The sequence below is a fragment of the Allobosea sp. MMO-172 genome (genome assembly GCF_037147855.1).
Taxonomy (GTDB): Bacteria; Pseudomonadota; Alphaproteobacteria; order Rhizobiales; family Beijerinckiaceae; genus Allobosea.
In genome coordinates this window covers 98,669-111,523 of the sequence record NZ_JBBCUM010000014.1, presented here as the reverse complement: position 1 = coordinate 111,523, position 12,855 = coordinate 98,669, and the positions used below count along the sequence as shown (strand labels likewise).

13 protein-coding genes are annotated in these 12,855 nt (G+C 67.9%); 7 read left to right on the top strand and 6 right to left on the bottom strand.

Annotated elements, in window-relative coordinates; translation table 11 throughout:
* Positions 1–31 precede the first annotated feature (31 nt).
* Complete coding sequence (ribA, locus tag WFK61_RS19865) at positions 32–1,159, bottom strand: GTP cyclohydrolase II RibA (protein WP_336813810.1); 1,128 nt, start codon at positions 1,157–1,159, stop codon at positions 32–34.
* 256 nt (positions 1,160–1,415) lie between these two features.
* Between ribA and WFK61_RS19860 the strand changes: the two genes are divergently transcribed.
* A complete protein-coding gene (locus WFK61_RS19860) occupies positions 1,416–1,979 on the top strand; it encodes a cytochrome b (protein ID WP_336813809.1) in 564 nt (187 codons plus the stop codon).
* Between the two features lie 7 nt (positions 1,980–1,986).
* Here the strand turns inward: WFK61_RS19860 and WFK61_RS19855 are convergent, their stop codons facing one another.
* From WFK61_RS19855 to WFK61_RS19840, 4 genes are read right to left on the bottom strand one after another with little or no spacing between them, the layout of a single operon-like run.
* Positions 1,987–2,826, bottom strand: a complete 840-nt coding sequence (locus WFK61_RS19855; RefSeq protein ID WP_336813808.1) for a class I SAM-dependent methyltransferase — start codon at positions 2,824–2,826, stop codon at positions 1,987–1,989.
* Positions 2,827–2,870: 44 nt separating this feature from the next.
* A complete protein-coding gene (locus WFK61_RS19850) occupies positions 2,871–3,992 on the bottom strand; it encodes a glycosyltransferase family 4 protein (protein WP_336813807.1) in 1,122 nt (373 codons plus the stop codon).
* Positions 3,989–4,390, bottom strand: coding sequence for a 6-pyruvoyl trahydropterin synthase family protein (locus WFK61_RS19845; protein WP_336813806.1), 402 nt, complete (start codon positions 4,388–4,390; stop codon positions 3,989–3,991). Before WFK61_RS19845 ends, WFK61_RS19850 begins: the two co-directional genes overlap by 4 nt.
* 36 nt (positions 4,391–4,426) lie before the next feature.
* Positions 4,427–5,446: a zinc-dependent alcohol dehydrogenase gene (locus tag WFK61_RS19840; protein WP_442896337.1), complete on the bottom strand. Its 1,020-nt coding sequence runs from the start codon at positions 5,444–5,446 to the stop codon at positions 4,427–4,429.
* 54 nt (positions 5,447–5,500) lie between these two features.
* On the opposite strand from WFK61_RS19840, the gene mdoH reads away from it, so the two are divergent.
* A complete protein-coding gene (gene mdoH, locus WFK61_RS19835; RefSeq protein ID WP_336813804.1) occupies positions 5,501–7,315 on the top strand; it encodes a glucans biosynthesis glucosyltransferase MdoH in 1,815 nt (604 codons plus the stop codon).
* Positions 7,312–8,070, top strand: coding sequence for an FkbM family methyltransferase (locus tag WFK61_RS19830; RefSeq protein ID WP_336813803.1), 759 nt, complete (start codon positions 7,312–7,314; stop codon positions 8,068–8,070). The genes mdoH and WFK61_RS19830 overlap by 4 nt, the downstream gene beginning before the upstream one ends.
* Before the next feature lie 9 nt (positions 8,071–8,079).
* On the opposite strand, the gene WFK61_RS19825 is transcribed toward WFK61_RS19830, so the two are convergent.
* Positions 8,080–8,472 (bottom strand): hypothetical protein, encoded by a 393-nt coding sequence (locus WFK61_RS19825; RefSeq protein WP_336813802.1) that lies wholly within the window; start codon positions 8,470–8,472, stop codon positions 8,080–8,082.
* Between the two features lie 177 nt (positions 8,473–8,649).
* Between WFK61_RS19825 and WFK61_RS19820 the strand changes: the two genes are divergently transcribed.
* The 4 genes from WFK61_RS19820 (at position 8,650) to WFK61_RS19805 (ending at position 12,741) form a co-directional block, all read left to right on the top strand.
* Complete coding sequence (locus tag WFK61_RS19820; protein WP_336813801.1) at positions 8,650–9,627, top strand: hypothetical protein; 978 nt, start codon at positions 8,650–8,652, stop codon at positions 9,625–9,627.
* Positions 9,628–9,879: 252 nt separating this feature from the next.
* On the top strand, positions 9,880–10,659 hold the full coding sequence (gene otnI / locus WFK61_RS19815) for a 2-oxo-tetronate isomerase (RefSeq protein WP_336813800.1): 780 nt from the start codon (positions 9,880–9,882) through the stop codon (positions 10,657–10,659).
* Positions 10,659–11,663, top strand: a complete 1,005-nt coding sequence (locus WFK61_RS19810) for a glucokinase (protein ID WP_336813799.1) — start codon at positions 10,659–10,661, stop codon at positions 11,661–11,663. The genes otnI and WFK61_RS19810 overlap by 1 nt, the downstream gene beginning before the upstream one ends.
* Positions 11,664–11,694: 31 nt before the next feature.
* The gene (locus WFK61_RS19805) at positions 11,695–12,741 is read left to right on the top strand and encodes an acyltransferase family protein (RefSeq protein ID WP_336813798.1); all 1,047 of its coding nucleotides are present in this window, start codon (positions 11,695–11,697) and stop codon (positions 12,739–12,741) included.
* Positions 12,742–12,855 lie beyond the last annotated feature (114 nt).

The following is a 12,855-nucleotide window of genomic DNA, read 5'->3' as shown; positions in this document are numbered from 1 at the left end:
CAGCCTGGCCTGATCACGGGCGGGAGCGCGGTCAATCCGTCGGGGCGGCGCGCGCCATCAGCGCGTCCATGTCGATGAAATGGCCGGCACGGTCGCGCTTGGAGGCGAGATAGCGGACATTATGCGCGTTCGGGCGGCCGAGCACGCGCTGGGTCGCTGCGACCTCGAGCCCGGCAGCCTCGATCGCGCCGATCTTCTGCGGGTTGTTGGTCAGCGCGACCACCCGCGAGACGCCGAGCTGCTTCAGCATGGTCGCGGCGAAGTCGAAATGGCGCTGGTCCAGATCGAAGCCGAGAACCTCGTCGGCGTCATAGGTGTCCCAGCCCTGGCTCTGCAGCTTGTAGGCGCGCATCTTGTTGGAGATGCCGTTGCCGCGTCCTTCCTGGTCGAGATATAGCAGGACACCGCCCTCGTTCTCGGCCATCCACTGCACAGTTTCGCGCAGCTGGTCGCCGCAATCGCATTTCAGCGAGCCGAAGAGATCGCCGGTCAGGCAGGCCGAATGCAGGCGCACCGGCACGGCGGCGGCAAGATCGGGCTTGCCGACGATGATCGCGACCTGATCGCGCAGGCCCTCGCCACCGCGGAAGACGACGAATTCGGTATCCGGCGCGCCTTCGAGCGGCACCGGCGCGCGGCCGACGATCTTCAACGTGGCCGCCTGCTCGGCGCGATAGCCGTTGACGGCGGCGATTTCGACCGCGACGAGCGGCTCGTTGGCGACCGCCTCTGCGGTCACGGGCACGAGGATCACGGCCGGCAGCACCAGCGACAGGCGGGCCAGTTCGAGCGCGGCCTCGTCGAGAGCGGAGGCCGGGGCGACGGGCGCGTCCATGCGGCCATCGATCTTGAGCGCGAGCGTCTCGATGCGGGCGATGTCGATAGCGGGCAGTGCGAAGATGCCGGTCTCCAGCCGCCCCTTGGCGCCGAGGCGGCGCAGGCGCGCGGCGCTCAGCACGAGATGGCCGCGGCCATGCGCGAGCGCATCGAAGCGGCGGACCAGCTCGGCGTCGGCAAGCTCGGCGGAGAGAGCCAAAGCCAGCCGCTCGCCATCGCGGAGCAGGACCGGGCGGCCGGCGCGAAGCTCGGCAATCGCCCGCTCGACCTTCACGAGATCCGTCTGGAGGGATGGGCCGAAGAGCGTACGCGACTCAGGCATCGAAAAGTCCGTCAGATTGGGCCGGAGGCCGGCCGAGGGAGCGTCCAGGGCACCATCGCGTATCGATATAGGGCCTTGCATCGCGCTCTGCCAGCAACGTGGCGGGCGGGGCGCCGGTTCCATGATCAAAACCGCGTCAGATGGCGTCCGTCGGCAAGCGAAAACGGGAACTTCCGGAGCGTCTCGCCGTCCTATGGGCGCACACGCTTGAACGTGAGATGAATATCGTTCCGGCGTGAGGTGAGGAGGCTTTCCGATGCAAGGCGAGATGCCGGCAACCCGCGCCTACAGCCCGGTCGCACGGGCGCTGCACTGGATCACGGTGGTCGCCGTCTTCGCGATGATCCCCGTGGGCCTCGCCATGAGCTATCGCGGCAATGTCCTGAACATCTGGGACGGGCTGACCAACGGGCTCTACAGCGCGCATAAGCTCGTGGGATTCCTGCTGCTCTGGCTGATGGCCGGCCGGCTCGCCTATCGCCTGCTGCATGGCGCGCCGCCGGATGAGCCGACGCTGGCCCGGTGGCAGAAGGCGGCCTCGCATCTGGTGCATTGGCTGCTCTACGGCCTGCTGCTGGTCGTGCCGCTGCTCGGCTGGATCGGCGTCTCGCTGTTTCCGGCGCTGACGATCTTCGATCTGTTCGACCTCCCGGCGCTGGCGAAGCCCAATGAAGAAGCGGCCAAGCGCGTGCTCGACATCCATGGCAAGCTCGCGCTCGCGACAGGGGCGCTGGCGCTGATGCATATCGGCGCGGCGCTGCATCACTACCTGATCCTGAAGGACGGCGTGATGCGGCGGATGCTGCCGTGGCTGAAATAGCGGGCCGCTAGATCGGCCGGGCCCAGAGATCCTGATGGCCGATCAGCGCCGACCCGGCTTCGCGGCGGGCGGCGAGCCAATCCGCGATCGCCTGCGGGTCGAGGCGGCCGGTCTCGCCGACGGCCGTTGCGATGCCTTCGGCGAGCGCTTCCTGCAGAGGCCGGCGCTTGGCGTCGAGCAGCCAGTTGCTGTCGCCACTCGAAACCGCGAAGCCCGACTTGCGGAAGGCTTCAGCCATGATCTCGCTGGCATCCGGGCCAGCAGCGGGGCCAAAACCCTTGTCGCGGTGCTGATGGTCGGTGAAGGCGGCATGGATGCCGGCATCGGCGGGGTGGCTGGGCTGCCACTCCTCGCGGCCGTCATGGGTCAGCACGGCGTAGAGCGGCAGATGCTGGCTGGCGAGCGCGGCGACGAAGCGCTCGATCCAGCGCTTCGAGGCGAGGTCGAAGAGGGCGGCGGCGGTGACGAGGTCGGGCTGCCAGCCCAGCACCCATTCGAGATCCTTGTTCAGGTCGACCTTGCGGGTGTCGACCGTGATCGTCTTGTCGCCCTTGGCGAGCACGAGTTCCTCGCCCTGCTCGCGCGCCTCGTCGGCCCAATCCATGAGGCGTTCGCGGGCGAAGCCGAGCAGTTCGGCATCGTGATCGACCAGCGTCCAATGCTGGCGGCCGGGAAGGGCGGCGTAGCTGGCGCGCAGGTTGGAGCCCGCGCCGCAGCCGAGATCGAGCACCGAGAGCGAGGCCTTGTCGGCGAAATAGCTGCCGATCGCCGCGAGAACCTGCGGATTGCGTGCCGCATGATCAGCGGGCTCGCGCAAGGCGAGCCATTCCGGAGAGAAACCAGCCATTACCCCACCTTTCGGCCGCAAGAGAGCCGGACTGAATATCGTATTCAGTCCGGCTCTCTTGTTCTTTGATCTTGCATCGGCTTTTCCCGAAAACCGCGTGCCACTTTTCGGGCCGATGCTCTATCGCACAGGCAAACATCTGCGACGATGCGCGCGGTCTCGCTCCACCGCGGCAGATCGCCGGCTGCGGCCCACGCGGCATCGGCACGCTGCCGACGCTCTGCCGGCGCATCAATCAGCCTCGCAAGCGCCTTGGCAAGTGCCGCAGCGTCGCCGGGCGGCACCTTGAGGGCAGCCGCAGCGGGCACGGTCTCGGCCCCGGCGCCGCTCAGCGTGGTGACGATCGGCAGGCCGCGCGCCAGCGCCTCTGTCAGCACCATGCCGTAGCCCTCATACAGCGATGACATCACGAAAAGATCCGCTTCGTCATAGAGTTGCGCGAGCCTGTCCGCTCCGACGCCGCCTGCGAGCCATATCCGTTCCGCCAGTCCGGCACGGGCGATGCCGTCGCGCAATTCCGCTGCTGTTGCCGGGGCATGATCGGGCGAGCCGGCGATGGTGAGGGTCCAGGGCCTGTCGGCGATGGCCGTCAGCGCCTCGATCAGGATGTCGTAGCCTTTGCGGGGAATGAGGGAGCCGACCGCCAGCAGGCGGAGCGAGACATCGCTGCCTGATCCCGAAGCGCGCGAAGCGGGGTCGCAGCCGGGTACCGCGACCGCAATCTCGCCTGCGGGGATGCCGAACTCGGCCTCCAGCGTCGCCTGCGTCGTGGGGCTCGAGGCAACGATGCGGCGCGCCCGCACGAGTGCCAGCCTTTCACTCTGCCGCAGCGCGTCGGCGGCCACCGGGCTCAGCCCCGTTTCCAGCGCCAGCGGATGGTGCACCAGCGCGACCAGCCGCCCGGCGAACCGCGCGGCGAGGGCTTCCGGGAAGGCGCCATAGGCGAGGCCGTCGACGAGCAGGACGTCGTCAGGTGCGGTTGCGGCGAGGAGCTGCTCGGTCGTGGCGAGATCGGCATCCGTGGGGAAGGGAAACGAGCCCGGTAGGGCGAGATGGCGCGCCTCGATACCGGCCTCGCGCCATTCGCGCAGGAGGCGCCGGTCATAGCCGTAGCCGCCTGTCGGCGCATCGATATCGCCGGGGATGGCGAAGACGATGCCGCTCACGCCAGCGCGCCCTCGTAGCTGGCGCGGGCCAGATCGGTCTCGTGGAGCGTGACGCGTATCCGGTCCAACCCTGTGCCGTCAGCGCCGAGCGCGCCGGATTTCGCCGCAGCCGCCATGGCGTCGAAGATATGCTTGCAGAGGAATTCGGTGGTGGTCAGCACGCCCGCGAATTGCGGGAGGGCGTCGAGATTCTGGTATTTCAGCGGCTTCAGCGTCTCGGCGAGGGTGTCGAGCGCGGCGCCGATATCGACGACGACGTTCTGCTTGTTCAGCCTCTCCCGGAAGAAGGCGACATCGACCACGAAGGTGGCGCCGTGCATGTTCTGCGCCGGACCGAAGAAGGGATCGGGCAGGGAATGGCCGATCATGATGCGGTCACGGACTTCGACGGAAAACATGCGATCTCCCGGAGATGGGTTTCGACGGCGGCCCGGTCAGGGCCGCGCTTCATAGCAAATCGCGGCGGTGAGGCCAGCGGCGCCCGGCGCGAGCAGGCCGGGCAGGCGCTGCGGCAACTCGCGAAAGGCGATCTCGTCGGTAATCAAGGCATCGAGCCGGTCGTCGGCGAGCAGCGCCATCGCGGCCTCCGCCCGGCGGGCATAGCTCCAGCGGGCGCGGCGCGAAGCCGAGACCAGTCCGACCTGGGAGGAAACAAGCTGCAAGCGGCGAGCATGGAAGGCGCCGCCGAGCGTGGCGGGAACGGCGCCTTCGCCATACCAGCTGAGCTCGACGATCCGGGCCTCGGTGCCTGCGGCCGCGATGGCGGTTTCGAGGCCTGCCGCCGTCGCGCTGGCATGGAAGACGAGATCGGCATCGCGCGGCGCGGTCTCCGGCGTGGCGAAGTGGAAGCCCAGTGCCGTGGCGAGCCTGGCCCGGCCCGGTTCGACATCGACGAGCGTGACCTCGGAGCCCGGCAAGCGGGCCGCCAGCCAGGCGACGAGCAGGCCGAGAACGCCACCGCCGACGATCACGATCCTGTCAGCGGGGCCGGAGCCGGCATCCCAATGGGCGTTGAGCGCGGTCTCCATATTGGCGGCGAGGATGGCGCGCCGGGGCGGCACCGTATCGGGCACGAGGACGAGCCTGTCGCGCGGGGCGACGAAGCGATCCTGATGCGGATGCAGGCAGAAGGCGATGCGGCCGAGCAGGTCCCGAGGGCCGGCCTCGACGCGGCCGACGGCGCAATAGCCGTACTTCACGGGGAACGGGAAGCTGCCCTCCTGGAAGGGCGCGCGCATGCGCTCGTGCTCGGAACAGGGCACGCGGCCCTCGCAGACCAGCCGCTCGGTGCCACGGCTGACGCCGCTCCACAGCGTCGTCAGCAGGCAGTCGGCCGCGCCCAGCGCGGGCAAGGCGACTTCATTCAGGTTGCATTCACGGGGCGCTGTATACCAAAGCGCAAGAGCCTTGGTCCTTGCGTCAATCGGTGTTGCAGGCTTTAGCTCCCGCGCCATTCGCGTCCGATCCCGTCCGTCCGAGCCTGTCTGCCTACCATGACAGAGACCGCCATGAACCAGCGTCCCGCTCCGACCACGTTCCGGCGGGCGGCGCAAGAGGCCGGGCCGAGCGGTCTGACCCCGGCCGGGCTGCAGGCGGAAACGGTGCTGCGCCGCCGGCGGTTCCTCGTCCTCGTCCTGAATCTCGGAACCTTGGCCCTGCTGCTGGCCGGTGTGGCGCGCGTGCTCGGCGCGGGCGGCTGGAGCGTCGCGGATGTCGTGATCTTCATCGCCTTCCTGTTCGGCGCGCCCTGGACCGTGCTCGGCTTCTGGAATGCCGCGATCGGGCTCTGGCTCCTGCATGGCAAGGCGGATGGGCTTGCCGAGGTCGCGCCCTTCGCTGCGGATGGCGAACAGGCGGTGCCGCTGACCCTGCGCACCGCCGTTCTGATGACCTTGCGCAACGAGGACCCGGCGCGTGCCTTCCGGCGGTTGAAGGTCGTCAAGGATAGCCTCGATGCGACGGGCGAGGGCGCCTGGTTCGACTATTTCGTGCTGTCCGACACCAATGATCCCGCGGTTGCTGCGGCCGAGGAGCAACTGGCTGCGGCCTGGGCGCGCGAACTCGGCGATCCGGCAAGGCTGACCTATCGCCGCCGCGACGACAATGCCGGGTTCAAGGCCGGCAATCTCCGCGATTTCTGCGAGCGCTGGGGCGAACGCTACGAATTGATGCTGCCGCTCGATGCCGACAGCGTGATGGCGGGCGAGACGATCCTCGGGATGGCCCGAATGATGCAGGCGCATCCGAAGCTCGGAATCCTGCAGAGTCTCGTGGTCGGCATGCCCAGCCGTTCGGCCTTCGCCCGCATCTTCCAGTTCGGCATGCGCCACGGCATGCGGCCCTACACCATGGGCTCGGCCTGGTGGGGCGGCGATTGCGGGCCGTTCTGGGGGCATAACGCGCTGGTGCGGATCGCGCCGTTCCGCGAGCACTGTCATCTGCCGGTGCTGCCGGGCGGGCCGCCTCTGGGCGGAGCCGTGATGAGCCATGATCAGGTCGAGGCGACCTTGATGCGCCGCGCCGGCTACGAGGTGCGCGTGCTGCCGGTCGAGGGCGGGAGCTGGGAAGAGAACCCGCCGACCATGCTGGAATTCGCCAAGCGCGACCTGCGCTGGTGCCTCGGCAACCTGCAATATCTCAAGCTGCTCGACATCCCCGGCCTGAAGCCGATGAGCCGGTTCCAGCTGGTCTGGGCGATCCTGATGTTCCTCGGCCTGCCGGCCTGGACGCTGATGATCGCGCTCTTGCCGCTGAAGGTCTTCGAGGATCGGGCGATCGCCGATTACCCGGCCGTGCTGGCCGCCGGGCTCTATCTGCTGTTCCTGGCGATGTATCTCTCGCCGAAGCTCGCCGGCTTTGCCGACATCCTGCTGACGCAAGGCGGCGTCGCGCGCTATGGCGGCAAGGCGCGGTTTCTCGTCTCGGCGGCGATCGAACTCGTCTTTTCCTTCCTGCAGGGCGCGGTCTCAAGCTTCCGGACGACGCTGTTCATGATCGGGCTTGCCTTCGGGCGGGCGGAGATCGGCTGGAACGGGCAGGCGCGCGATGCCCATGCCCTGTCCTTCGCGACGGCTTTTGCCGGCCTGTGGCCGCACCTGCTGTTCGGGGCCTGGCTCTTCGTCACGCTGGGCATCATGGCCCCGGCGGTGCTGATCTGGTCGCTGCCACTGACCGCGGGCTATGTGCTGGCGATCCCCTTCGCCATGCTGACGGCGGCGCCGGCCTGCGGCGCCTGGCTGGCGCGGCGCGGGCTCTGCGGCATCCCCGAGGATTTCGACCTGCCACCGGTGCTTGTCGCGATCCGCGACGAGGAGGCGGCATGAACGCCGTCGTCTATCCCAAGGGGACGGTGAAGGCGCTGTCGCGCTCGCTGCGCGTCTATCACGGCGACAAGGAGCGCCATGCGGCGATGGACCGGCTCTATGGAGCCTTCCTGAAGCCGGGCGATCTCGCCTTCGATATCGGCGCCCATGTTGGCGACCGCATCTCTTCCTTCCGCCGGCTGGGCGCGCGCGTCGTGGCGCTGGAGCCGCAGCCCGGTCCGGCCCGCGTCATCCGCCTGATCCACCGGCGCGACCCGCTGGTGACGCTGGTCGAGGCGGCTTGCGGCGATCACGAGGGCTCGATCGCGCTGCGGATCAACAGCGAGAACCCCACGGTCTCGACCGCCTCGGCCGCCTTCATCGGCGCGGCCGCGGGGGCGGGCGGCTGGGAGGGGCAGGTCTGGGACTATGAGATCACCGTGCCCTGCACCACGCTCGACCGGTTGATCCAGCGCTACGGCCTGCCGAAGCTGCTCAAGATCGATGTCGAGGGCTTCGAGGCGCATGTGCTGGCCGGTCTGACCAAGGCGGTACCGGTCATTTCCTTCGAGTTCACGACGATCCAGCGCGATGTCGCCGAAGCCTGCCTCGTGCTGCTGGAGACGCTTGGCCCCTATCGCTTCAATGTCGCGATCGGCGAGAGCCAGGCGCTCGAACTCGCGGAACCGGCGAGTGCCGAAGCGATGGGCGATTACCTGCGCAGCTTGCCGCATGAGGCCAATTCGGGCGATGTCTACGCCATCCTGACGGGCTGAAGCGCAAACTCAGAGGCTGTCGGCGCCGAGCCAGGCGAGGATTGCTGCGACCAGCAGGCTGAACCAGCCGGGATGGCGCCCGCGCGTCGCGAACAGGACCAGAGCCGAACCCGCCAGCGACGCCGCGATCGCGACCTTCAGCAGCAACGTGTTCGGCAGAGACGTGGCCGGTGCCTGCGCCATCGCGATCAGGATCGCGGCGAGCGCCCAGCCGAGGATGCTGACGAGGTGCCAGCTCGCCCAGAGGATCCTGACATGACGCTCCCGGAGCAGCAGGCCGCCTTCGGTCGGAACGATGCCGCCGCTGCGCAGTTGCCGGAAGATCAGGAGCTCGCCGACGACCGAATGGACCAGCGCCGTCAACGCCATCACCACCCCGGCACCCAAAAGCAGCGGCTGCATCGATCGCTCCGTGCGTTGCGGAGATGGGAACTTCTGTGTCTTCCGTTCGTAGCAGTGCTGCGCCGGCCGCCGGAAGCGGGCTCGTTGTCGCGGTTGCCGCCGTTTCGCCATAAGCCGGTCAGCCGCGGTTCATCTCATAGCGCTCAGGCTGGCCGAACCTCATCATCAGGGATCACCATGACTCGCTGTCTTCGCCCACTCGCGGTTTCGCTCGCTCTCCTTGCCTCGCTGACGGTCGCGCGGGCAGCAGGCGAGGTCGCCGTCGAGGTGAAGAACGAATCCGAGCCGGTGCTCTGCGCCGAGAAGGACAACGTCACGATCAAGGCGATCTCGCCCGAGGTCCGGCGTTTCCAGATCGAGGCGGCGCATCCCGCCTATGTCGCCGGGCTCGTGCGCGACAACTGGGATGCCGACTGGACGAATTGCGACATGAAGGGCGACCCGTCCTTCACGCCGCCGACGCCGCCGCGCCGCGTCACCTTCTACGAATCGATCGATTACTGGCTGGTCGGCTACACCTTCCCGAGTTTCTGGCGCCCGGCCGAGGCGACCTTCCGCGTCGGCGACCGCGTGGAGAAGAATCTGCATCTCGTCCAGCTCTGGAAGCTCGGCAAGGACAAGTCCCACGAGGTGCTCGTCGTCTATCCGCAGGACGGCAACTGGCGTGCCCGGCCGCTGCCGCCGGAGCATCTTGGCTTCTCCTCCTACGGTTCCTCCTTCCTGTTCGGGCCGATCGAGCATGAGGGGCGCCCCGTCGTGAACATCCGCGAAATCGAGTTCGATCCGAAGACGCTGACCTTCAAGCTGAACTTCAAGGACGGTTCGTCCGGCAGCTTGAAGCTCGACAGCGTCGACGAGAACCGGATGGTACTCGATGCCGTGCTCGACAAGCCGGTCACCGGCGGCAAGGGCTTCCTGGCGCTGCGCTCGATGTATGTCACCGAGTTCAACAACGATGTCGCGCGGATCGCCTTGCGCGAGCCCGGCGCCAAGGGCTGGCGCGAGGAGGCGCTGATGTCCTATCCCGGCGGCAAGGCGACCGATATCTGGATGGGGCGCACGACGCATTCGCGCCACAACACCTCCTCGCCCGACATGGTGTTCCGGCGTTTCTCGACCGATCCCAATCCGCCGCCGAAGCCGGAGAAGAAGTGACGTTTAAAGGGCCTGCGGCTTCAAGGTGATGTCATCCCGGACAAGCGGCGATCCGGGATCCATTCCTGAACCTTTATCGGCCGCGTTCCGGAATGGATCCCGGTTCTGCGCTGCGCTTCGCCCGGGACGACCCGTTCTCTGGATCGTGGCCGTAGCGGAACGCATTGCCTCCCTGCCGCGTTTGGCCATGACGCGGCGGGCGCATCGGTTTAGCCTGCGGCGACTGATACCGCCCAGCCTGCAGAGAGACCCATGCCGCGTTTTGCCGCCAACCTGTCGATGATGTTCACCGAGTGGGAATTCCTCGATCGCTTCAAGGCGGCCGCCGAGGCGGGGTTCGAGGCGGTCGAATTCCTCTTTCCCTACGAGCATACGCCCGAGCAGGTCGGGCTCGCGCTGACGGGCGGCAACCTCACGCAGGCGCTCTACAACCTGCCGCCCGGCGATTTCGCCAAGGGCGAGCGCGGCATCGCCTCACTCGCGGGCCGCGAGGACGAGTTCCGGGCTTCGGTCGAAACCGCGCTGTCCTATGTCCACGAGACCGGGGTCAAGCGCCTGCACATGATGGCCGGGCTTGCCGACCCGAACGACCCCGTCGCGCAGAAGACCTACCGGGCTTCGCTCGCCTACGCCGCCGACAAGCTCGGCGAGCAGGGCATCGACCTCCTGCTGGAGCCGATCAACGGCAAGGACATGCCGGGCTATTTCCTCAACGATTTCGATCAGGCCGCAGCTTATGTCCGCGAATCCGGCCGGCCGAATGTCCGGCTGCAATTCGACATGTACCATTGTGAACTGATCCATGGCGACGTCTCGGCCAGGCTGAAGGCGCTCTATCCGCTCGTCGGCCATGTCCAGATCGCCCGCGCCAACGGCCGGCACGAGCCGGACGCCTCCGGGCCGGACTATCCGACGCTGTTCAACGAGCTCGACGGCCTCGGCTATGATGGCTTCGTCGGCTGCGAGTACCGGCCGGAGGCCGGCACCCTTGAGGGCCTCGGCTGGTTCGCGCCCTGGCGGAAGCCGCTCTGATGCGCCCGCCGTCGATCTCCTATCCGGTTCTGGTGGCCGATATCGGCGGTACGAACTGCCGCCTGTCGCTGGTGAGCGATGCGGACTGCGCGCACCGGCCGCTGGCGCGGATCGGCACGGGTAGCCATCCGACGGCGGAAGCGGCCTTTGCCGCCGTGCTCGCCGATCTGCCGGAGAAGCCGCGTTCGGCCGTGCTGGCTGTGGCCGGCCCGCTCGATGGCCGGCAGGCGCAACTGACGAACGCGGTCTGGCATCTCGATGGGCCGCGGATCGCGGAAGCGCTCGGCTTCACCCAGGGGCTGATGGTCAATGATTTCGAGGCGCTTTCGGCTTCGCTCGCCGTGCTGAAGCCGGGCGATCTCACGACCCTGGTCGCAGGCGATTCGGAGCCTGAAGGCGTTAAGCTGGTGCTGGGGCCGGGAACCGGCTTTGGCGCGGCGGCCCTGCTGATGCGTGGCGAGCGCGGCGTGCTGATCCCCACCGAATCCGGCCATATCGGCATCGGACCCGAGGACCAGACCGAGCAGAAGATCTGGCCGGCGTTGAGCGAGGGCATCCCGCGCCTCACCGTCGAGCATCTCCTGAGCGGCGACGGGCTTGTGCGCCTGCACAAGGCGGTGGCACGGACCTCCGGCATGCTGGAGGCCGAGGTCAGCGCGGCCGATGTCTCCCGCCTTGCGCATGACGGTGATCCGGCAGCGCTGATGGCAGTGGTCTGCTTCTGGCGGCTGCTGGGGCGTGTCGCCGGCGATCTCGCTCTGGTCTTCAAGGCGACCGGCGGCGTCTACATCGCTGGTGGCATCGCGCCGCATCTGCTGCCGCTCGCCGACAAGGCGGCGATTCGCGCGGCCTTCGCCGGCAAGCCGCCGATGGAAGACCTGGCGGAGCGTTTCTCGCTGCATGTCATCACCGCGACGGACGCGGCCGAGCAAGGATTGGCCGCGATCGCCGCCAATCTGCATCGCTTCGGGCTCGACGATCCCAAGCGGCTGTGGTTTGGCTGAGCGGCCTTCTCACCATGTCGCACAGGTTCGCGTGCAGCCCATCCATTCGATCCAGGTCCTGCGCGCGCTCGCGGCCTTCATGGTCGCGATCCACCATGTCCAGCCGGATGCGGCCGTCGTCGCCGCGCGCGCGGGCCTGAGCTTCACGCGCAGCGATATCCTGCCCTGGATGGCCGGCGTCGACATCTTCTTCGTCGTCTCCGGCTTCATCATGGTCCATGCCTCGCAGGACCTGTTCGGCCGGGACGGCGCAGCGGGACTGTTTCTCAAGCGGCGGCTGGCGCGGATCGTGCCGCTCTACTGGGCGATGACGACCTTGTTCCTGCTGGTCGGGCTTGCGGCTCCGGCCGTGCTCAATTCCGGCGCGCCAAACCTCCAGCAGGTGCTCGGCGCCTACCTGTTCTGGCCGGTTGTCTCGACGCAAGGGATGGTTCAGCCGGTCTATTCGCTGGGCTGGACGCTGAATTACGAGATGCTATTCTACGTCCTGTTCGCCGCCGGGCTGATGCTGCCGCGGCGCTGGACCTTGCCGGCGATCACGCTCCTTCTGGCGCTGCTTGTCGGCGCCGAAAGCCTGAAAGGACCGCTCCCGCTGCCCTTCGGCTTCTGGGGGCAGCCGATCGTGCTCGAATTCGCGGCCGGCATGGGCATCGCGGTGCTCCGGCAGAAGGGCCTGCGACTGCACGGGGCATGGCGGATCGTGATCGCGCTGGCCGGTGCCTCGCTGCTGATCACGGCTGCCCATGTTCCGGGCACGGGCGGGCCGTGGAGCGGCGTGCTATGGCGCGGCGGGGCGGCTGTCCTGCTGATGCTCGCCGCCGGCTGCGGCCGCGAGGGCATCGTGCCGCTGCCGCCGGTGAAGGCGCTGGCTGCGGTGGGGGACGCCTCCTATGCGCTCTATCTGGTCCATCCCTTCGTGATCCGGGGGATGCGCGAGATCGTGCTGAGGCTCGGGCTCTATTCGCCCGCGCTCTATATCGCGCTGGCGCTTGCCGGCTCGGTGATCGCGGCGCTGCTGCTCTATCGCTTCTTCGAGAAGCCGGCGACGCGCCTGGCCCGGCGCTGGCTCGGCAGCTGAGAGAGCCGTCATGCTCGCCCTTGTGGCGAGCATCCACGTCTTGAACACGGCGCTTGATGAAGGAAGACGTGGATGGTCGGGACAAGCCCGACCATGACGGGAAGGGCAGTGCGC